Annotated in this window: 27 protein-coding genes; 2 read left to right on the top strand and 25 right to left on the bottom strand. The window is 59.3% G+C overall.

What is annotated here, in order from left to right:
* Nucleotides 1-2: 2 nt before the first annotated feature.
* Both GTW23_RS04210 and GTW23_RS04205 read right to left on the bottom strand, forming a co-directional pair.
* Nucleotides 3-584: a phage baseplate protein gene (locus tag GTW23_RS04210; RefSeq protein ID WP_252914751.1), complete on the bottom strand. Its 582-nt coding sequence runs from the start codon at nucleotides 582-584 to the stop codon at nucleotides 3-5.
* Nucleotides 584-2,197 carry a tape measure protein gene (locus tag GTW23_RS04205; protein ID WP_252914750.1) on the bottom strand — a complete coding sequence of 538 codons (1,614 nt, stop codon included), beginning with the start codon at nucleotides 2,195-2,197 and terminating at the stop codon, nucleotides 584-586. The genes GTW23_RS04210 and GTW23_RS04205 overlap by 1 nt, the downstream gene beginning before the upstream one ends.
* Nucleotides 2,198-2,425: 228 nt before the next feature.
* Here GTW23_RS04205 and GTW23_RS04200 point away from each other — a divergent pair, with 228 nt between their 5' ends.
* Nucleotides 2,426-2,905 (top strand): thermonuclease family protein, encoded by a 480-nt coding sequence (locus GTW23_RS04200; protein WP_252914749.1) that lies wholly within the window; start codon nucleotides 2,426-2,428, stop codon nucleotides 2,903-2,905.
* Nucleotides 2,906-3,086: 181 nt separating this feature from the next.
* Here GTW23_RS04200 and GTW23_RS04195 read toward each other — a convergent pair whose 3' ends face one another.
* From GTW23_RS04195 to GTW23_RS04165, 7 genes are all read right to left on the bottom strand, one after another.
* Nucleotides 3,087-3,524 (bottom strand): phage tail assembly chaperone, encoded by a 438-nt coding sequence (locus GTW23_RS04195; protein WP_252914748.1) that lies wholly within the window; start codon nucleotides 3,522-3,524, stop codon nucleotides 3,087-3,089.
* Nucleotides 3,517-3,951, bottom strand: a complete 435-nt coding sequence (locus GTW23_RS04190; RefSeq protein ID WP_252914747.1) for a phage structural protein — start codon at nucleotides 3,949-3,951, stop codon at nucleotides 3,517-3,519. The genes GTW23_RS04195 and GTW23_RS04190 overlap by 8 nt, the downstream gene beginning before the upstream one ends.
* 13 nt (nucleotides 3,952-3,964) lie before the next feature.
* Entirely contained in the window at nucleotides 3,965-5,107 is a 1,143-nt protein-coding gene (locus GTW23_RS04185; protein ID WP_252914746.1) for a DUF3383 family protein, read from the bottom strand.
* A 34-nt stretch (nucleotides 5,108-5,141) separates the two neighbouring features.
* Nucleotides 5,142-5,645, bottom strand: a complete 504-nt coding sequence (locus tag GTW23_RS04180; RefSeq protein WP_252914745.1) for a phage neck terminator protein — start codon at nucleotides 5,643-5,645, stop codon at nucleotides 5,142-5,144.
* Entirely contained in the window at nucleotides 5,642-5,974 is a 333-nt protein-coding gene (locus tag GTW23_RS04175; protein WP_252914744.1) for a hypothetical protein, read from the bottom strand. Before GTW23_RS04175 ends, GTW23_RS04180 begins: the two co-directional genes overlap by 4 nt.
* Entirely contained in the window at nucleotides 5,971-6,378 is a 408-nt protein-coding gene (locus GTW23_RS04170; RefSeq protein WP_252914743.1) for a hypothetical protein, read from the bottom strand. Before GTW23_RS04170 ends, GTW23_RS04175 begins: the two co-directional genes overlap by 4 nt.
* Before the next feature lie 63 nt (nucleotides 6,379-6,441).
* Nucleotides 6,442-6,627 carry a hypothetical protein gene (locus GTW23_RS04165; RefSeq protein ID WP_252914742.1) on the bottom strand — a complete coding sequence of 62 codons (186 nt, stop codon included), beginning with the start codon at nucleotides 6,625-6,627 and terminating at the stop codon, nucleotides 6,442-6,444.
* Nucleotides 6,628-6,804: 177 nt separating this feature from the next.
* Between GTW23_RS04165 and GTW23_RS04160 the strand changes: the two genes are divergently transcribed.
* Nucleotides 6,805-7,002 carry a hypothetical protein gene (locus GTW23_RS04160; protein WP_252914741.1) on the top strand — a complete coding sequence of 66 codons (198 nt, stop codon included), beginning with the start codon at nucleotides 6,805-6,807 and terminating at the stop codon, nucleotides 7,000-7,002.
* On the opposite strand, the gene GTW23_RS04155 is transcribed toward GTW23_RS04160, so the two are convergent.
* The 16 genes from GTW23_RS04155 to GTW23_RS04080 all read right to left on the bottom strand — a co-directional run bounded on the left by GTW23_RS04155 (nucleotide 6,993) and on the right by GTW23_RS04080 (nucleotide 19,637).
* A complete protein-coding gene (locus tag GTW23_RS04155; RefSeq protein WP_252914740.1) occupies nucleotides 6,993-7,625 on the bottom strand; it encodes a phage head morphogenesis protein in 633 nt (210 codons plus the stop codon). The two genes, GTW23_RS04160 and GTW23_RS04155, sit on opposite strands and share 10 nt — an antisense overlap.
* Nucleotides 7,626-7,738: 113 nt before the next feature.
* On the bottom strand, nucleotides 7,739-8,218 hold the full coding sequence (locus GTW23_RS04150) for a DnaT-like ssDNA-binding protein (protein WP_252914739.1): 480 nt from the start codon (nucleotides 8,216-8,218) through the stop codon (nucleotides 7,739-7,741).
* Between the two features lie 6 nt (nucleotides 8,219-8,224).
* Complete coding sequence (locus GTW23_RS04145; protein ID WP_252914738.1) at nucleotides 8,225-8,566, bottom strand: hypothetical protein; 342 nt, start codon at nucleotides 8,564-8,566, stop codon at nucleotides 8,225-8,227.
* Between the two features lie 70 nt (nucleotides 8,567-8,636).
* Nucleotides 8,637-9,635 carry a major capsid protein gene (locus GTW23_RS04140; RefSeq protein ID WP_252914737.1) on the bottom strand — a complete coding sequence of 333 codons (999 nt, stop codon included), beginning with the start codon at nucleotides 9,633-9,635 and terminating at the stop codon, nucleotides 8,637-8,639.
* A gap of 12 nt (nucleotides 9,636-9,647) precedes the next feature.
* Nucleotides 9,648-10,088: a hypothetical protein gene (locus GTW23_RS04135; protein WP_252914736.1), complete on the bottom strand. Its 441-nt coding sequence runs from the start codon at nucleotides 10,086-10,088 to the stop codon at nucleotides 9,648-9,650.
* Nucleotides 10,088-11,230 (bottom strand): hypothetical protein, encoded by a 1,143-nt coding sequence (locus tag GTW23_RS04130; protein ID WP_252914735.1) that lies wholly within the window; start codon nucleotides 11,228-11,230, stop codon nucleotides 10,088-10,090. Before GTW23_RS04130 ends, GTW23_RS04135 begins: the two co-directional genes overlap by 1 nt.
* A gap of 38 nt (nucleotides 11,231-11,268) precedes the next feature.
* Nucleotides 11,269-12,651 (bottom strand): anti-CBASS protein Acb1 family protein, encoded by a 1,383-nt coding sequence (locus GTW23_RS04125; RefSeq protein WP_252914734.1) that lies wholly within the window; start codon nucleotides 12,649-12,651, stop codon nucleotides 11,269-11,271.
* Nucleotides 12,648-14,096: a PBSX family phage terminase large subunit gene (locus GTW23_RS04120; RefSeq protein WP_252914733.1), complete on the bottom strand. Its 1,449-nt coding sequence runs from the start codon at nucleotides 14,094-14,096 to the stop codon at nucleotides 12,648-12,650. Before GTW23_RS04120 ends, GTW23_RS04125 begins: the two co-directional genes overlap by 4 nt.
* Nucleotides 14,063-14,599, bottom strand: a complete 537-nt coding sequence (locus tag GTW23_RS04115) for a terminase small subunit (protein WP_252914732.1) — start codon at nucleotides 14,597-14,599, stop codon at nucleotides 14,063-14,065. Before GTW23_RS04115 ends, GTW23_RS04120 begins: the two co-directional genes overlap by 34 nt.
* A 300-nt stretch (nucleotides 14,600-14,899) precedes the next feature.
* Nucleotides 14,900-15,523 (bottom strand): transcription termination/antitermination NusG family protein, encoded by a 624-nt coding sequence (locus tag GTW23_RS04110; protein WP_252914731.1) that lies wholly within the window; start codon nucleotides 15,521-15,523, stop codon nucleotides 14,900-14,902.
* Between the two features lie 139 nt (nucleotides 15,524-15,662).
* Nucleotides 15,663-15,863: a sporulation protein Cse60 gene (locus tag GTW23_RS04105; RefSeq protein ID WP_252914730.1), complete on the bottom strand. Its 201-nt coding sequence runs from the start codon at nucleotides 15,861-15,863 to the stop codon at nucleotides 15,663-15,665.
* 283 nt (nucleotides 15,864-16,146) lie between these two features.
* The gene (locus GTW23_RS04100) at nucleotides 16,147-16,419 is read right to left on the bottom strand and encodes a hypothetical protein (protein ID WP_252914729.1); all 273 of its coding nucleotides are present in this window, start codon (nucleotides 16,417-16,419) and stop codon (nucleotides 16,147-16,149) included.
* Nucleotides 16,416-16,577 carry a hypothetical protein gene (locus GTW23_RS04095; RefSeq protein WP_252914728.1) on the bottom strand — a complete coding sequence of 54 codons (162 nt, stop codon included), beginning with the start codon at nucleotides 16,575-16,577 and terminating at the stop codon, nucleotides 16,416-16,418. The genes GTW23_RS04100 and GTW23_RS04095 overlap by 4 nt, the downstream gene beginning before the upstream one ends.
* A gap of 304 nt (nucleotides 16,578-16,881) precedes the next feature.
* Complete coding sequence (locus tag GTW23_RS04090; protein WP_252914727.1) at nucleotides 16,882-17,163, bottom strand: hypothetical protein; 282 nt, start codon at nucleotides 17,161-17,163, stop codon at nucleotides 16,882-16,884.
* Between the two features lie 9 nt (nucleotides 17,164-17,172).
* Nucleotides 17,173-19,437, bottom strand: a complete 2,265-nt coding sequence (locus GTW23_RS04085) for a bifunctional DNA primase/polymerase (RefSeq protein ID WP_252914726.1) — start codon at nucleotides 19,435-19,437, stop codon at nucleotides 17,173-17,175.
* Entirely contained in the window at nucleotides 19,437-19,637 is a 201-nt protein-coding gene (locus GTW23_RS04080; protein WP_252914725.1) for a hypothetical protein, read from the bottom strand. The genes GTW23_RS04085 and GTW23_RS04080 overlap by 1 nt, the downstream gene beginning before the upstream one ends.
* Between the last annotated feature and the right edge of the window lie 6 nt (nucleotides 19,638-19,643).

Raw genomic sequence — 19,643 nt, 5'->3', positions numbered from 1 at the left:
GGTCAGCCCCCGAAGAAGCTTGAGAGATATGACTGGTCAGCTGCCGGGGCGCTGGAAACGCCCGCATCGCCCCGCTGAACGGTTCCAGACGCCCGGTTGGCCGTGGCAGCATCCTTGGACCGCTCCGCGCTTGGAGGGGCAGCCCTGGCGCTTTTACGGCCACCCGCCTGCCCACGGTTCGAAGCGCCTGCACCTGTCTCGCCGCCGGGATCCGCGGCATAGGCCGTGCTGACGATGATGACCTCCTGCAAATCGACCTTGGCGCGCAGCACTCGCGAGAATGTTGCGTCCCGCTCGGCATCGATCCGCTTGACCAGCATGTTTGAGTAGACCTTGAGGCCACTCACGATGGAGAACGGAACCCGGCTTTCCTGAAACCTGACCAGCGCGTTGAACGTTGCTGCGGCTGCGTCGTTGGCGATGTCGAGAGTGACTTTCTTTGGCATGACCACGGCATGGTCCGTCACCTTCGCGCCGGTCTCGATCGGGATCTCGGTGATGTCCAGTTCGGCGGTGTGCTTTTCGGAAATCACGCAGTTGATCGCGATCGGGCCGATAGCGCTTGAAAAGGCGATTGCCGTCATCAGAAACCGCCTCCACCGGAAATGCGCGCCGGCGGCAGGCCGGCCCTGGCAGCGCCTGCAGCGGCGTTTCCGACCGCTTGCCCGACAGCTGCCGGGGCCTGCGTTGCCTGCTGGACGTTCACGCCACCGACATTGACCGTGACGGACTTGTCGCTACTGTCGTTCACCGTGTTGGTGACTGCCGTGGCTGCGTTATCATTGCCGGTCTTGGCGATGTTGGCTTGAGCGTTGGAAAGCATCTGATTGATATCCGCAGAACTTTGCCCAGGTCGGAGGCTGATATTGCCATCGGCGTTCGGGCCTGCTGCGCGCGAAGATGTCGAAGACTGCCCGGGCCTGAGAGGGATATTCCCTTCGGCATCTGCCCCAGACGTATCTCCGCCGATGTCTGGAAGCCAGTTGAGCGGATTGATCGCGGACAGCTTGGCATTGGCCCATGCGACGAACTCGTCAAAGACGCCCTTGGCACGATCAAACGCCACTCGCCACGCATCAGCGAAAGCATCCCCGATATTGCCGGGAAGTGCTTCCAGCCACGCAAGAATTGCGTTTTTAAGCTCGCCCAGCCAGGCGATCGCATCACCGATGACGCTTTCACCGCCGCGCAGATAAGTCAGAAAATCGTCAATTGCCAACCCAAGCGCGACGAACAGAGCCGAGATCGGGAACAACCAGATGGCAACGCCGAGAAGAACGGCCTTGAGAACGTTCCACGCTTCGGAATTGGTGTTGATTAGTCCCGAGATCGTGTCGAAATGACGCGCCATCCGTGTTGCGAAATTCGAAATCACCTCAACGGACGATGTGAGGACGTCTGACAGGCTCTTCGCCCACCGGTCGAGCGTGTCGTCTGCATCAAGGCGGGCAACGGCGTCCATCAGCCCGGCAAGCTGGTTTTTGACAGCATCAAAGAACCCGGCTTCGCCGATTCGACGCTGAAAATCTACCCAGCCATCCGACAGGTTCGACATCATGCCGTTCCATGTCTTCGACTGGCGCATCATAGCGCCACCAAACCTGGCGCCGAACTGATCCTGGATGAACTTCGTGATCTCTGTTCCGGTCTTCTTGACCGTCTTGCTCAGTTCCTCGCCGTTCTGACTCCATGAGAAAGTGACATTGTCGCCTTCCTGTCTGGCCTTGATGCCGAATTCCTTGATGCGCTCGAACTCGCCTGTCGATGCATCGGCGATCATCTCGACGGCCTGCATCAGGCTCTTGCCCATGCCCGAGGACGCATCGCCAAGGCTTTCCATCAGCCCTTGCGTCGGGTCCATGCCATAGGCACGAAGCCGCACGAAAGCCTCGGTCAGTTCCGAAACTTCGAATGGCGTCTTCTTGGCGAACTCGCTGATCCAGTCGAGTGAGGCCTGAGCCTTCTCGCTCGAGCCTTCGATGGTTTCCAGCGTGGCCGCATAGCCCTCGAACTCGGCCGAGGTGTTGATGACCGAACGCCCGAGGACACCCATGGCCGTGGCGGCAGCGGTGCCGGCGACCGCGGCGAAGCGGACAAGGTTTGCAGCCGCCCGGTCGATCGACTGTGAGAACCGGCGCAGCTTTTCCTCGCCCTTGACCTCGTAACCGAGAATAGCAATCAGTTCGTCAACAACCATTTATTGAATCTCGATCTGCCCAACGGCATATTGAGGCCCGGAAGGAAGCCAAATGAAGAAAACTGAAATGCGCTACTGCCCCTCGTGCGATGCAACGATGCCATGCACCAAAAGCAGCCCGAACCACATCCTGCACATCATCCTGTCGATCGTGACAGCGGGCTTCTGGCTGATCATCTATGCCCTGGTAGCTCTTCAGACCTCATTTAGATCATGGAGGTGCCAGAAATGCGGAACACGTTGCTGACCATCTGCGTCCTTGTCGCCACTTCTCCAGCGGCTGCTTCCGACATTGCAGGTCGTGCGTCGGTCGTTGACGGCGATACGATAGAGATCCAAGGCAAGCGCATACGCTTCGACGGCATAGACGCACCAGAAGCACGGCAATCATGCCAAGATGCCACAGGGAAGAGCTACCGGTGCGGCCGAGTTTCCGCCGAAGCCCTCGACGCTTTCCTTGCAAAATCCAGACCTACGGCGTGCACCGTGACCGGAAAGAGTTGGGATCGGTTTGTTGCGGCATGCCGTCGCGCCGATGGTGCCGACGTGAACCGGTGGATGGTTGCCAACGGCCACGCCATAGACTGGCCAAAATACAGCCGTGGCCGATACGCATCCGTGCAACGCGAAGCGAAGGCACAGAAGCGCGGAATATGGGCCGGCAAGTTCGAATGGCCATGCGTGGTTCGCGGAGCAAAGTGCGATTAGGCCTGCTGCGCCTTTTCGTTCATCGCCGACCGGAGATCGAGCGCTTCATGAGCGTCCATGACATCCGCGAGGGTCACCCACTCGCGAAGGTCTGATTGCGTATAGATCGGTGGATCCGCGATGATCGGACGCCAAAGCCAAAGATTGAGGTTTGGCGCGATCTTCTCGACCTGGGCAGGGTTTAACCCTGCACCTTCATTGCGCGGGCTCCACTCGCCAGCGCGCCGGTAAAAAAATCGCCGAACACCGTTTTCAGTACAAAGACGGCAACCGGAATGATGGCTCCGAGGTTGTCGGAGAAGTCCCCGTCGATATCCGCCTGATCATAGTGCCCCGATGGCCGCTTGATCTTGGCCATGCCGATGATGTCGCCGACCAGTGATGCGTAGGCTTCTGGCGAGAGCCGTTCAAAGATCCCGGCCAGCGCAGTGAGCGCATCGGCATCCGCCTTGGCCCGCTGCTCATCGGTCGCGCCTTCCGCCCGGCTCGCAAGGATGCCTGGCAGCTTCTCGGCCAATCCGCCGGCGGCCGACATGAGCCGGGCCTGCATCTTGAGCGCTTCGGTTGCGAGCGGGCGATCAACCTTGATCTCGAACCCTGCGATTTTCTTCTCAGCCATTCGGGATCTCCGGGTTCCACTCGACGGCCCAGAGAACCCACTCGCGAACGGTGGCGTTCTTGCCCTTGCTGTCGGCAGGAGCGGTCATGATGTAGCACTTGTCCGCCGTACCGCCCTCGCCGGATACCGTGTCAATGAAATTGAACGGAAACGATGCAGCGGCGCCACCCAAGGCCTGCTGGCGCTTCATTTTCTGCGACAGAAGCCGGTGGGTCGGGCTCGTGTGCATCAGCTTGATGCTGATCGATGCCGACTTGTCAGCCGAAATCGAGAAGATGCCCGATCCATCTGCGCCGATCAGACCGGTGCCTTTGTCGGCGCCAGGGGTGACAATGAGCGCGTCATCGCCATCCCATGCGCCTTGCACCTGCTGACCATCGACTGTCGCGGAGACGTTGACCATGCTGTATGCGGAAGAAATAGCCATCTGTCAGGCCTCCTTAGAATGTCATCTGATAGGTGACGACCGAGTAATGCACAGCGCCGGAATAGCGGAACCGGACAGTGATCGCCGGGGCGATGCGAGCCTTGCGCTGGCTTTCCGGCACATCGAACACGCTCGGAACCGTGATCACAACGGCCGGGGCGTATTCGCTGGTTGTCGGATCAATGTCCTGAGCGACCAACCCGGCTCGGACGGCCTGCTGCATGACCGAACGGACCGCGCCGGCCAGCATCTGCATGCCCTGGTCGGTGAACGGGATTTTCGGATTGTTCAGCATCACACCGAGAACCTCTTCCTCGGTCCGAGCAATGATCCAGTCCGTCGCGTGCACCTCGTCGAGGAAGACGTTTGGCGTGAGAGTCGAACCCTCTACAACAAAATTGCGCGAGCCGATGTCGATGTAGGTGTTCGCGCAATGACCAGCGCTGGTTGACTGCCCGACGCCCGGCGTGAACCCGGTAACCGCGGTGATCGCGGCGCTGTCGATGTTGACCGCGGCGATGCCCTTCAGGTTCTTGAACTTGGCGGTGTAGGCGGAACCCGCATCATCGAAGTTGCGGGTCTGCATGTAGGCCAGAAGAGCGGCCGATGGATAGGCGGCTGCCGTGGTGTGATAGAACACGCCGGAGCGCTCATAGGTGCCCTTGTTCACAGCAGCGAGCACTGCGACATCTGCCGGGTCTTCGGTGTCGGCCGCGTTGCTGTCGATCAATGCCAGCTTGTTTTTGCTCTCCGTCCACACCAGGAAACCGACTGTGGCCGCGGTATCGCGAAGCTCGGACGTGCAGCTGATGAAATACCAGTCGCTGTCGTAAGCATAGAGCAGATCAAGCTGCGCCTGGAGTTCGGCGCTGGTCATCGTGTCGTCATCAACCACATGACCGATCTTGATCTGTGTTGGACGCGGGTTCTGCGAGAAGGCAGACGCGGCGGCCTTGTAAGGCTCGGTCGTGGTTGCCCAATCGGTAGCGACTTCCTCGATCGAGGCGTAAAGCTTCGTGCGCACCGTGGCGTCGACAACGTCGGTCACGCTTTCCGTGGTCACTATCAGCTGAGTCCCGAAACCACGGCGGCTCGGAAATGCATCATTGCGCGTGAGCGAGACGTTCACCACGCGAGTATAAGGCACAATAGCCATGCCGTTATCCTTTCAGGTTGTCGGGGTAGTCAGATCAGCTTTGAGCGATGTCGAAGCTGTATTCGTCGATGACATCGACATTCGATGCATCGCGGATGATGCCGCGGGCGAACAGGTCCATCTGTGCGCGCGGCTGCCATTCGTTGTTGATCCAGTCCGGAACGTTGCGGATCTGGGAAGCTTCATGGATCGTCAGACCCGGATAGGCCGGCTCCGTACCCTGCGATAGCTTCATGACCGAGACGATAGGTCGAAGCTGATCGGTCGGATTGTCGCCGTAGGCATGGACGGAAAACCGCCACTCCATTTCGGTGACCGGAGCCGCTTCGACGATCTTTTCATCTTCACTGTTGAGCTCGTCGGTCTCGGTGAACTCGATATCGATGGCGTTCTCGCGCACCTCGGCAAAGCCGGTCATGTTGACCATGATGTACGGGAGCGCCGGAGCCGCGCCGCCCTGATGCGCCTTGATCGTGGTCACACCGGTCTTTGCGGCCACCCATCGGACAATCGCGCTGTGGGCTTCGTCATTGGTCATGCCACCAGCCCCAGCGCCGCCCGATAAAAATCCCCGTCCCTTGTGCGCGGCCATGCGAACAGAACGCGATAGGTCTTGCCGTCGTCCGTGATCCGGTCATCAACGGCCATGTCCGACCGGCTCCATACGATCCAGCCGGCCTCGGTTCGGATGCCTTCCGGCATGTCCATCAACTGATTGCCTTTTACCGGCTGCACAACGGCCATGATCCCGACCGAAGTCGATGCGCCGGCAGTCCAGTCACCATTGGCGTCATAAGAGCCGCTTGCCGACCTGGTGCGCGTCACGCTGACGGCCTCACCGTCGATAGCAATGGCGACATCGATCATTCGTCAATCTTCCATGTCACCGCGGCGCGCATCTCGCCATTGTCGATAAGCGGATTGCTAGATCCCTTCATTTCGATCGTCACCGAGCTATTTGGCGGCGAGGAAAGAGAGGTGATCTCGGTCTGGATATCGCCTTGCGCCTTGATCCCGAGCTTGGACAGCACGGTATTCAGCGATGTCGCGCCAATCAGCAGCTTCTTGGCGCTGATCTTCATACCTTGGCGGTAGCTGGCACGGTTGTCGCGCATGGCGTTGGTCAGAAATGGCCGCTCTGGGATCGGGCCACCCCAGCCGCCTCCACTGGCCCCGCCTTTCGTGCCGAAATGGTTCCAGATGGCTTTCTTAATGTTGCCGGCGTCTGCCTTCCCGGACGGAAAACCCACCTTGACCTTTTTCGGTCCCATAAGGCTGGTCTGCACCTTGGACAGATCATGATGCCTGATCCGCCGGAATGTGATGTCGGGCATCTACTTGGCCTTCACAGCCTTTCGACCGCGCCTGACCTTGACCTCGAGCACATCGGACCGATCGACCAGCTTGGCGCCCGGACCGGACAACTCGACATCACGGGTCTTGCCGGGGTAGATCGTTACGACGCCGCCCGTAGTGTGGACGTGCTGCTTTGTGTCGCCGGTATTGGTGACCTTGACCATCACTTTACTCCCTTGACGCCGTTGCGGCGCAAGTTGACCGCTCTGGCCAAGTCTTCGGCGGATGTCCGGATGACGAACCGGGCAGCTGATCCGGCTTGGCGGATGCTCTTTGCCTTCGAAGCGGCCACTATTGCCGCCCTGCGCTCTTGACACCGGCAAGCCATATGCGAAACCTCAATGATGACCGAAGAGCAGTTTCAAGAGATCCGCCAATTGCTCCTTGACCTCGCCGCGAGAGTGGAAGCCATAGAGCTCCACCTGAAGCGTCAGGATGGCGATATCGCCGCGCGACTCGATCCGATCAAGAATTTGATGACCGCGATGATGCTGGTCGAAGACGAAGACGAATTACCCGGCGAACATCTTCAGAACTGAACAATCGCAATTGCAACGCACCGGCACCTGATCGGCTGACCAGGCTGCAATCCGCCTTCCGCCCCAGTTGGCTGTCCGTATTTGTAGACCTTGCCTTCCAATGCCCGATGGCGTTCGCGCACCCGCTCGTCTTTCGAAGTAGCCCACCGATATTCCGTAATCCCGGCCTGTTCGTGCCTAATGCGGTTCAGATCACTGTTGAGCTTTGCAAGCTGATCCTGGGCTATCAGCTGCGCCCGGCGATCAGAGATCCGAAGCTGTTCCGAGATCCTAGCCTGCAATTCCCGCGCAGGTGTTCCATTGATCAGGGCAGTCGAAACGGTCTCTTGAATCCTTTTTACGGCGTCCGTGCTCAAGCCCTTGATCAGGCCCGCATTTCGCATCCCGGCCAGTCGCAGATACTCGGCCAGATCCTCTTTCAGAACCACATCGGCCAGATCCACACCCAAGGCACGCTTTGCGGTCTGCATGAAAGCCGTGGTGTGCCGCTGCGCTTCAAGGTCCAGAATGCGATTTACCGTGCTTTCCGCTGTCAGGACCAGCATGGCAGCGGTCTGCGCCAGCCTCTCGAAATCGAAGCTTTCCCGCGCCTTCCGGCCCATCTGACCGAGCTCGCGCAGCATGGCTCGCAAAACCCTGAGATAGGCGACACGGTTGCGAACGCTTTCCTCGATCGGCGGAAGGTTGGCCTTCGATCCCTTCTTGCCCTTGGCCCTGTCGGAGATCCTGTAAGTCTTCATGCCCCAATGGTCCGGATCAGAACGCCGGTCCTGCTCCTGAGCAGTGGCGCGAGAAGGCCATCAAGGACGGAGACCGGCACATCGTCAGCGAACTGAAAAGTCGCCGCGGCTTCGGCGAATTCCACCTCCACATCACCGACCTTCCTGCGCTTGACGGCGGCCGGAGTGGAAAGCGAAAGGCTGTGATCGGAAGTCGCTGCGGCAAGGGCGGCATGATAGGATGCCTTGATAACCGCATCAGGAACAGCATCGCTTCCGATCTCGACGCCGTATGCGAAAGCGCCGATCCGCGGCCATGAGCGCTCTTGCGTAACCGGGTCTGTCGGATCACCAACAAATCGCCCGCCATATACGGCATCGACGTAGGATGATCCGCGCTGACGAATCACGGCCGATGCCGGCGAGCCAGACGGAACTGCATAGCCGTTTTCAGTCAGCCATGCAGTGAACCCTTCATCGGTGCCATAACCGGCCATATTCGATCAGCCTTTGTGCAGCTCGGCGAATGCACCCTTGTCCTCGTCGCTCATCGCGTCGAAGCCTTCGAGTTCATCCTTGCGCATGGCCTTGGTCACGGCAACGCCGTCCTTGTTGACGACGAGCCAGCCAGGCGACTTTTCGGCCACGGCGTAGCCTTCGACAACCGGAGTGACCGGATCCTGCGCCGGATTGGTCACAGCCTTCTTGCCGGAGCCGCCGACCGGACGGCACTTGTTGACCAGCCATGCCGGCACAGTGTCGCCCTTGACGTCGATGGTCGAGCCGATCTCGGCTTCCTTGCCGTTCTGGTCGAAGATGCCCTTCTGTGTGATTTCAAGCTTCATGATCCTGATCCTTTCAGGTTGCGGATGGTCTCACAAAGCGGGCCGACTGCGCGGCCCGCCATAGAGATCATCAAGCGATGGTCGAAACCGCAACGCCGCACTGGTCTTCGGCGTCGTATTTGATTTCGATAGCCGAGGCCGCCATCGTGACGAAGTTGTAATCGTCCTCAGGATTGGCGCGGAACTGCGCACGGGTCGCCATTGGCATCCCGTTAAGCACCTGGACCACGTCGCGGCGCTTGACCACGGCAATGATCTGGCTTGCAGCCACACCCGACGCCGGCACGATGTTCTCGATGCCGCCGATTTCACGCACCCGCTGCGCAATCGTCTTGTTGGGATACTGCGACGAATAGTCGGTGTTGCTGGCATAGAACCAGTCATCCCAGTTGACATAAAGCGTAGCAGGAACCCGGAAGTTCTTGGCATGCAGCAGCTTGAGCGTGGCCGTGACATCGGCAACCCACTGCGGACCGGTCGCGGTCAACAGTGCCTGTCCGGTGGCGCGGGTGGCGCGCTTCGGATGATTGCGCAGCCCGTAAAGGGTCGCGGTGCCGACCACGATCTTGGCGTCACCGTCGAGCGCAATGCTCTCCAGCTTTTCGGCCGTCTTGCGCATGGCGTTCATGCGCCCGGCGGCGTCGAGCTGGAAGCCCTCGGTCTGTGCCGCCGCGACCTGACGCCATCCGTAGGAGAACGGGCTGTCGATGATCGGGAGCGGAGTGCCGTGGTAGTCGATCACCGGCTGATCGGTACGTCCCTTGGACCTGCCGTCCAGCGAGATGTTCACTTCGCCACTGTCGGAAACAGTCTGGAAATGGTGAACAATCTTGCCGATCGGCATCGGGGTCGCAACGCTGGCCGAGAGATCATTGAAGACGGCAAGAACTGAACGCTGGATTTCGACAGCCTCCCGGTCCCACAGTCCCCAGACATCACGGGGCAGCGTGGCGGCGTTGCCAATCATGAGTTCACCACCCATTTCGGCAGCCATGGCCGCCTGGCGCGTGTTGAACGCACGGCGGTTGTTGAGCAGGAGTTCCTGCTGCGCAGGGGTAAAGGTCAGCATCTCAGGATCTCCTTATGCCGCTGCCGTCAGGAAGCTGTTGGCGATGCGAACATCGGCCAATGCGCCTGCGGTAATTGCGCCGGCCGTGCCCTGAAAATAGGCCACAACCTTCTCGGCAGTGCTGGTCGCCTCGAGGTAGCCCGAAGCGCCCACGGTCAGCGGGGCATTGTAGGCATAGGTAGCGCCTGCCAACCGCACCTGGTAGACTTCGCCGGGGCGCGGACGATAGGCTACGCCGGTATCGCCGGACGCATAGGCTGTGGCCACGTCCTGACCCACAAAGCGGCGATTGGACAGGATCAGCAGATCCTTTTCCATGTCGGCCGCGACGGCGACGGTCAACGCGGTTGCGCTTTCCGTGACCATGATGCCGGGCAGGTAGGCGCCCGCCACCGGCTTGTTGACCGTTTCCGGCTCGTCCTTGATCGGACCACGATAAATGACATTGGCCATTACGCGGCTCCCTTCTCGGTCTTGATGTTGGCGTTCAGGTCGTAGCCCGCCCACTCATCGTTGTCGGCGCCGGGTTTGAAAGCCGAGTTCACGCCAGCGGCGTTGCCGACCTTGACCTTCTCGGCAAGCTTGCGCGCAGCGTTGAGGGTCAGTTCCTTGGCTCCTTCCTCATCGAGGATGTTGGCCTTGACGATTTTCGCCTGCAGCTCAGCAAGCTCGGCCTCGTCCTTGGCCTTCTGGTTGGCGACCAGCGCCTCCTGCGCCTCGACCAGCGGCTTGACGGCGTTGGTCATGGCCTCGGCCACGGTCGTGGGGATCTTGTCGACGGCTTCCGAGAGGGAGTTGACCTTCGCGGAAAGCGCATCGAATGCTTTTTCATCAATCGGCATATCGATGTCCTTTTCGTTTGCCTGGGTTTCCCGCTCGGAGCGAAACGCTTCGATAAGTGCGGTTTTCAGTCGCTCCATGAGCGGCGCACGCTGGCGCTTCTCAAGAGCCCGGACGGCTGAATCCAGCGCCCAGTCGAGATCACGATCCGCCTCATCGATAGCGGAATTGATGACCTCAATTTCTTCGGCCTCGCCGGAGGCATTGACCAGCATTCCGACGCCCTGGTCGGGCGTGGCCGCGCCGTCCTCGTTCAGAAGAATGGCGTCATGGTCGAACATGATGTTCATGGCGGTATGCTTGTGATCATCGCCATTTGCCGCGCCGAGCTCGCAAAGCAGACCGGTCGAGGTGTGGACCGGCTCGCCCTTGTCGATCGCCTCAAGCACGGCCTTGCCGTTTTCGGACTGGTTGGCGATGGCGACATCGATGACCTTGTCGAGGAGTACTCGCCCGCCTTCTCGACGGACGTTTTCATTCCATGCGCCGACATAAGAGACGTTGATCCCCTCAGGGTCACGGGCCGAGACGAACTTGCCATTGACCTTGGGATGACCAAAGGGCGCCGGAGTCCGGTTGAGGGTCATGAAAGACTTGGCGATCTCATCGGCCGGGTACTTGATCCCGTTCATGACGATATCGTCGGGCAGCGTGGCCGAGGGCACGATCACGACGTCCCGACCGTTGCGCTTTTCCTTGCGGACGGCGGCGACATTGGCCAGCGACCGTATATTGACACGGATCTTCTTGGTCATGATGGTTTCCTAGAGCTTGTTAGTACCAATCGCCGCAGCTACTGCCGGGCCGCATTTTCAAGCGCGGCCGCGTCGTCTTCCGCGGTCTTTTCGTCGGTTTTCTCTCTATCAAAGACCGGATCACGGTACTTCTGCGCCTCGGGCAACGGATCGAAGCCAACAACCTCCCGAATCTCGTCTTCGGTAAACACGATCTCGGATCCGCCGGGCTGCGCATGCTTCTGATTAATGCCAGCCATCTTGTCGGCCCGGTCGATCTTCTCGCCCATGCTGCTTTCGGTCAGGTCAGGCCAGTAGAGCGACCATTTCAGGGGCTTGAGAATGCCGAAGTTCTTGAGCTTCTCGACCACGCCCATGATGTTCGGGATCACCGAGTTGTTTCGGCGCGCCATGTTGGTCTGCGCCCATTCGTCGGCGTCTTCCTTGCTGGCGCGCTCACCGGTCTGCATACCCACGAGGATCTTGATCGGAATGCCCCACGACGCCGCGAAGCTCTGCATAGGCCCGTCAATGAATTCCTTTGGCTGCGGAAGCGTGACGCCCAGCGTCTTGGCTTCCATGCCCTGCAGCATCAGCAGCGCGTCAAAGCCCTTCTGATAGTCCTCAACCTGGGCATTCATGGCATCGGCAAGATCCGCCTCGGCAACGCCCATGGTCTTGGCCATGTCGGAAATCTTGGCGTCCTTGTCGACCTGCAGGACAGGAGCGCTTTTGGCGTTTTTCCAGAACCCCTCGCCGCCGGCACCGGTCACCTTCTCGATGGTGACGAGATCATTGTAGCCCGGCAGCAGCGCAGACTCGCAATGGACCGTTCCGTCCTCCGACCAGATAAACACCCGATCCGGATGCACCTCGAACGAGCGGGTCTGACCCTGTTTGGTATCGACGGCCGTCTCATTGAAGCTGAACATGGTCGGCTGACCATAAGTCGGCGATCGCTCGTCCGTGTCCCATGTCGAGACGGTCAACTGACCAGCCCATGCCGGGATGATCTCGACCAGCGCATCAAGGCCCGGCAGGCTGCCGGTGACAGGCTGATTCATCATCTGATCGTCGGCAAACCGGAAAATGATGCCGGAATAAGCACCCACCAGCGAGCGACGGTCGGCTGTGGCGAGCTTCTGCCAGAACCGGAGCTCAGCGAACTTGTCCATGACCTCCTGCTCGGCCGGATTTATGTCGTCCGGCTTGTCGTCGGTCTGCAGGAACGGTTGATCCTGCCATGTCTTGAGGATCGTCTTGCTCACCGCAGCTCGAGCAATGCCGTTGCGGCTGTACATCTGCCAGAGCTGATTGAAGTCGACCTGTTCCGGAAAGCCGAAGTCGACGTAGTGGTTGCGCTTGGTTGTCGTCGCGAAGTAGCCCGGAAACATGCTCTCAAGCCTGCGCACCGCATTCGTGATCATCGGATGGATGGTCATTGGTGCCTCTTTCTCAGGAACATGGCGACGGCGCTGCCGGTTGCATTCACATTGTCGGCAGCGATCACCGCGTCAGCCAGGTTGTGCGACTTGACGCCGAGATCCTTCTTGAGCTTGAGCTTCGGCACGACGCGCTTCTTGCCCTCGCTCTCGACCCACCAGGGCACACACAACTCGGTAAACAGCGCGTCGAGCTTCTGGGCGCCGATGTCCGATGAGAAGGACAAGATGTCCTCGGTCTTGATTTCCTTGCCCCGCGTGACGGCGTTGAACGTCAGCATGGCGCGGCGCGAGGTATTCGCCCAAGCCTGCGCCTTGAGGTTCAGATACTCGTCCTTGTTGAGCGGGCTGTTGCTGTTCTGCGGATCACTGGGTTGATCCGCGTCCATCACGCCGCCGCCGGCATGAAAAGCATAGTGCTCGACGGCGGTCCCATTCGCGTCGTTCTGCTCATCGATGTAGCCGCCGACAAAGGCACCGACGCCGATCGTATCGTATGAGACTAGCGCGCCGCGGATCCTCGCCTTGCCCCAAACCTTCTTTGCGTTCTGGACGAGCTCGTCCTTGCCCGAAGACCAGTCGTCAACGTCGGCAAACACGCCGCTGATCTTTTCAGCCGTGGCGCACTTGTCCTCACCATCGTCGGCCGGGTCGAACCCGATGACGTTGCGGCCGGTCAACTCGATGCCCAGAACCTTGTGGGCGTCGACGCATGCGTCCAGCCAACGCCGCTTGAAAATCGAAAGCTCGCTATCCCCGAGCGGAACGCCGCCATAGATGTGTTCGAACATCTCCGGGTCGCGGTCCTGCATCAGCGCGATGTCGCGTAGGGCCTTCTGGGAGAGAAACGGGTTTTCGAGGTAGTTGATCTGTCGAACGAGACAGTGAGACGGCGTGTTGACGACGAAGTTCTTCCAGACGTAATCGGTGACCAGCTTCGGGTTGAACAGCAGGATCGCGAGGCTGTCTTCCTTGCGGATCGTCGGCGCAATCACAACCCACTGGTCTTCGGTCAGCTTCTCGGCTTCCTCGACCCAGAGAATGTCGATGTCCGACGTTCCCTTGATGTCCTCGAGATTGCGCTCGATTCCGTAGAAGATGAATTCCGAGCCGCTTGCCCGGTGGATGATCGTGGTCTTCTGGACCTCGTATCGATCGGAAAGCCCGAGATGGCCGATCGCCCATTTAAGCTCGGTGTAGACCGACTCCTGAATTCGGTTCTGGAAACGCCGGATGCACAACACGCGCATCTTGACCGGCAGATGGTCGATGAGGCGGATCAGCTGACAGGCTGTGTCCCGCGTCTTGGAGCTGGAACGGCCTCCATGCAGGACGGCAGTATCGACCTCGCCGAGGAATACCTGCTCCCAGAAGTCAAACAGCGCCGGGTTGGTGAGGTGAGTTGTCGCGCCTAGCTCTTCTCGCTGCGCAGCGCTTCTCGCCATGTCCTCGTTTCCGTCTGGATCGGCCCGCCGTTCGGGTCAGACAGCCCGACCTGATCGCGGAAGGCCTGAACACCGACATGCTTGCCGATCAACTCGATACGCTTGATCCGGTCGGACAGCTTGAGCTTCCTGACCTGACCGATCGTGCGGCCATCCTCGCGGATTTCCTCGACATCGATTCCGCCGACAAGGCCCTGCCGCCAGATCAACGGCCATTCATGGACCGGCTTCAGATTGCCCTCATCGTCATAGAGGTCGGCGACGTCTGCCTCGGCCTCGTCGGCCAAGCGACGCAAGACCCAATCGGCATTGACCTCAAGGCGTGCGGAGCGCTCGGCCTGGGCGGCGGCGATAGCTTCGGCAATGACAGGTTTTGTCAGGTTTTCGGCACCGACCTGGCGCGCTGTCTTCTCGCTGTACCCTGCCCTGATCGCTGCCTGAGTGGCGTTGAGATCGACGAGGTATTCCTTGACGAAAAGAGCTTGTTTCGGTGTTAGCGCCATGACTGACACCTCGCGAATTTGATCCGGCTTCCCACGATTGGCCCGGCATCATGAACTGCCAACGCAAACGGGCTGTGATCCATAATCGATGGGCTATCCCTCGCACCGGTTGGCGAAGGTCAGGAGTTTGCGCTGGTTGAAGAAAGCTGGCTCGAAAGCCGCGTCACATAGCCTAAGCCGTGCGAGGGATTGGAATTGCAGTAGCACCGGCACTCAGAGAGACCGGCGCTTGCAGGTGGTGAAGCCTGCCATGCTGGCGGGGGAAAAGCCCTCGTCGCCAAATCACCTATTGCGCGAAAGTTACGCCGCTTCGTTCACCTCGTCAATATCGGCCGGCAGGAAATCGATACGGCCAAGTTTGTCGGCGATGGCCTTGACCCGGTTCCGGTTCGTGATTGACAGGATGGTGACCGGTATCTGCCCATAGGTCTTGTGGCTGATCATGTAGCGCGCGCCCTCGACGAACCGATCGTGGACGGCCCGCTTTTCCCGATCTTCCGGCGGATCGAGATAATCGCAGAACGCCTGCCATTCGATCATGCGCAGATCGTGGATGTCGCGGCTTGGAATGCGGACGTTGTCCAACCCGCACTTGAGCACACCGACGACGCCCTCGGCATCTTCAAGGCGTTGCCAGTCCGGGACGTGCTGGACGAAGACGTAACCGGGCAGCAGAGGCGCGCGACGGGTAACCATGACGTTGCGCTTGCGGCGATGCGGCGCCTCGCTGATCGACATGGGCAAGAAGTACTCGATGCCCTGATGTTCGAGCTCGACCTCGATATTGGTTTTCTGATTGATGTCGGGCACGAGGTATTGATGCGACCCGCCCTTCGGCCCGGTGAAAATGATCCGGCGATGGGAAACGCGGGTAGCCTGTCCGGAAATGCGGACCGCGTACCATGAGTGGTCTGTGTGTTCCAAAGTTGCCGATCTCCGTTGATGAGACCGGACGGGCCGTGCCAGGCTGATTTGAAGATGCCGTTATTCGGTCGAGTTGGTCAAGGGGTGAAAACGGCCGCCAATCAGGCGACCGAATTTTTTAGGCATGATGATGGCTGGATCAGTCGGCCCGATAGACCACAGTGATCGAAAACGACTGGTAGATTTCGATCAAGTCTTCCTGATGCCCAACGCTTCCAAGAGACGGCGTAACGACGACGACCTTCTCCGGATCAATCGTGGAAAGGAAATTATTTGCCTGCTTTTCTACGCTGGCAAATCCACCAAAGGCGGTATCGGCAAAGACTTTCACTTGGATCATTTTAGGCTCCTTCGTCGGTTGATTTATCGAGTGGCGCGAGTGTCCCGCGTGAATAGGCACCCCCGGAAATATTACATTCTATAGGTTGTATAGGCCTCCTTATAGTTGTATTTCACGATTTAGTATTTATGTAGTGACACTTGAGACACTTGATATAAGATTAACAATTACAGTCACTTAATCTCTAACAAGTGTCACCCCAAGTGGCACCTTATGGTGACACTTGCTCGCCTCAAGTGGCCCAAGTGTCACCAAGTGTCACCTCAAGTGGCGCCATCGAATTTCAGGCCATGCGAGGCGGATTGAACCCGTGCGCAAAACCGATAATTTCGAGCCGGTGGACTACGGGCATGTCGAGCGCGCCCGTGTCAGCATTTTCGATGGTCTGGATACCCCCGCCGACCAGCACCTGAAAGTCTGGATACTTCTCGGCGAGGGCGGCGCGGATCGTCTCCAGCGCGCTTTCGATCCGCTCGTCTGGCGAGGCAAGAGCCCCGGTGCTGACCGCGAGACCAGCGAACGGCACGGCTTTCAAAACAGTGCGCCGCGTGATCATGCCGCCACCAGGACGCGCGCCGCGCCGTTCGGAAGCACGGGCTTGGGCGCGGCCGGAACGGCGTATTCCATGCCGTTGTCGCGCTCACCGCGAGCGAGGAAAGCCGCAACAATCGGGTCGCGAGCGATTTTCGAAAGTGGTATACGGGCGATAGCCATATCAATCTCCAGTCAGATTGGTTTCGGTTAGGGCCGATGTGGAATTCGCACTTCCCATCGGCCTGTTTATTTGGTACCAATGTTTCATGAGCAAGTCAACAACTTTGGTACCAAAGAAAAAACGAGGCCCTGCACCGACCGGTCAGGGGACGCAGATTTCCGTTCGGATGCATGATGATTTGCTCGCCGCTCTCGACGCATTCATTGCCAACGAGCCATCCACGCCTTCTCGCCCCGAGGCCATTCGTGGACTGGTAAGTGCGTCCTTGGTGCGGCTCAAAAAGCTGGACCCAAAAGACGCCCCCTAGGTTCCAGGCAGGTCAGGTGCTATCGCATCCCGGTATTCATCTATTTTCAAGAACGCCCGGTGCGCGGCCTCGACCGAAATGCCGTCCCGCACCACAACGGTATTGAACAAGATGAAGACCATGGCGGTGATTTCCGCCTCAGGTCGGTTCTTGAAATCGGAGTCACAAGCTCCCGCCGTAAAGCGAAACTCCCTTGACCACCGGGTTTTGTCGGGCCACGGGCCGCATTCAATGTCGCCGCCTGAGTTCCATGCAATCATCGTATTTGCGATCTTCATTGTCTTCTCCTAGGTGGCTGAAAACCAGACTACAGGATGACCTCCGCTCGGCTTTTGAATTTCCTCGCGACGTAGGATTTCCATTTCGCAAAGACCGGCCATCATATCCTTTATGTCCCGTGCCTTCATGTGCTTCATTGCCCTGGCGATATCACGATAGACCATCCGGCCGCCGCGCTCCCTGATTATTCTGACGACGCGCTGGGCATTCGCCTGATGGTCTGTCTCGGCCATGTAGTCGGCCGCGCCAGCGATCATCAGATCGGCGCTCTGCATGGCAAGATTAGCTCCAAACTGTATGTCATCTAGCCGGATGCTGTCATTGTGCCTGCCGGCAGCGACAATGGTGGCGATCCTCACGGCCATCTCTGCCGTTCGAACGATGAAATCTACGTTCTCCGGCTCCGCGAACATCTTGTTTTCGATGTCTCTGGAAAAGGTCGCGAAAAATTCTTCCGAGCCGTCGGCGCACCACTTCATTCTGAATGCAGCACCCGGTGTCCCGGCGATATCCGTGTCTGGGAAGATTCTGTTTGAGGCTGCCATTTCGCCGGACCGAAAATAGATAATCCTCATATCGTCGATGATTTGACGAGGAACGATGAATTGATCGGCCTTTGGCTTCACTGGCTTCGGTCGCTTGGCCCCCTCAATCAGGAGGAAGCGGTTTAGGGTTCCATCTGACACAGCTCCCGATTCGAGCGCCGTGTAAAATTGCTCATGGGTTGACGCCCCGAATATAGAAAGGTGCGGCGCCCAGATCGAAATGCTTTCCTTTTCAGCCCACTCTGCGGTCGATACCTCATCGAAGTTGCCGCCCCACATTGTTCTGAAAATTTTCGAGATCGCTCTCGCGTGAGAACTAGCCCGTTTGTCGTATATTCTCCGCATGAAGTCGCCAAACTCGTCCATGGGGCACAGGCAAAGAGGCCTGCGCTTGAGCACATTGACAACAGCGGAGAACGACATGAATTCGTCCGCTCCCAGGTGATGGGGAAGACTTGATGCGTTTAGAATCCTGCGAGCCTGCTTGAGTGGCAAATCCTTGCCTTGCCCCGTTGGAGCCAGCGCTAGAACATAGAGTGCGGTTCCTGCCTCTGTCGGCCCCATGAACTGGCGACCGGCAGCCGTTCCGACTATCGTCAATGCCGCCCCTATAGCGAGCGCCGGTTGTGGCTTTCGTGCGGTAGCGACGATCCACCGCGCAACATCTCCAACCAGTCCGGGCGGATAGTCGATATTCGTGACCCTCTCGGGTTGTACGTTTTGTTCAATCTGTACAACCTCCCCCGTCTCCGCATCTGCCAGCGTCCCGTCATGATGCTCGATCAGCCGGCGGGCCGCTTCCGCCGCCTCGACCGGATCATAGTCGTGCTCATGGCCGCGATGCTTGATGGCGATGGCGGACAGGTCCGCGCCGTTCTCGCGGGCCAGCGCGGCCAAGGTGGCAAGATTGACGCCCTGCCCTTTGAATGACCTCCACTTGGCCGCGAGTTCCTTCGTGCCCTTGTATTTCGAGCCCCGTGCGGACCAGTCATCGGCCACGGCCAACCCCGTCGAGGATCCGCCCGTAGCAGCATGGACGGCCATGAGGGCGGCAAGCCAGTCCTGATAGCCGGAGTCGGGGTTGATGTAGCCGAGCAGTTCCGCGATCTCATCAAGATCGGCTTGCTCGTGTGAGGGTGTCGGAGAAAGCGATACCCTTTCCCGCACCGGCTCAAGCGGCGTGGTGATCAGCCCATGCAGCCAGTCCGGAATGACTGGCGGATCTGTGATATCGCCCCATAGCTCATAGACGCGGCCATCTGCCATGACGGTTCCGGGCGCAATGACATAGCCGCCATGGCCGCGGACATTGATGCCCTTGCCGCGGATCGCACCTTCCGAGTTGCCGAGCGCCTCGCCTGGTCTCTGCCGGAAATAGTGATGGTTGCCCTGCGACGGCGTAGCGACCAGCGGCGCGCTGTCCGGGTCAAATCCGTGATCCGACATCAGCTGGCCGAACGCCTCGACACCATCGGCGCTCTCGTCATGCCGGTCCGCATCGATGACGATCAGGCCGGACTTGGCCAGGTCGAGCCCGATGGCCGCGTCCGGCCATTTCTGCCACCATTGCAGGATCTGGCGCTCGCTCGTCGTCGAGGCCTCGCGCCACTTTATAAACGGCATCGGCGACTTCGCCTTCTCGCCCCCGGAATGGCAGGGAAAGACGGAAAAGCCTGCAGCGGCAAGCGAGAGTGCTGTCTCGCGATTGGAGACGGTCGTGTCTGACATCACAGCACCACCTCGCCGGTCATGTCGGCAAGCAGGGCGGCGCGGTAGCCCGCAATGATGCGCCGGCGGAATTCGGACCATTCGTCGATGTTCATAGCCGTGAAATCGGTCTTGCCGATCGTCTCCAGGAACTCTATCCCGGCATCGCCCCCCTTGGCCGCGGCCAGGCTCTCGATCCGGGTGAACTCGTCTTGCTTCATTGAATG

Origin of the sequence: Parahoeflea alexandrii (assembly GCF_024105735.1) — a bacterium.
GTDB classification, from domain to species: Bacteria; Pseudomonadota; Alphaproteobacteria; order Rhizobiales; family Rhizobiaceae; genus Hoeflea; species Hoeflea alexandrii.
This window is presented reverse-complemented; position numbering and strand designations above follow the sequence as displayed.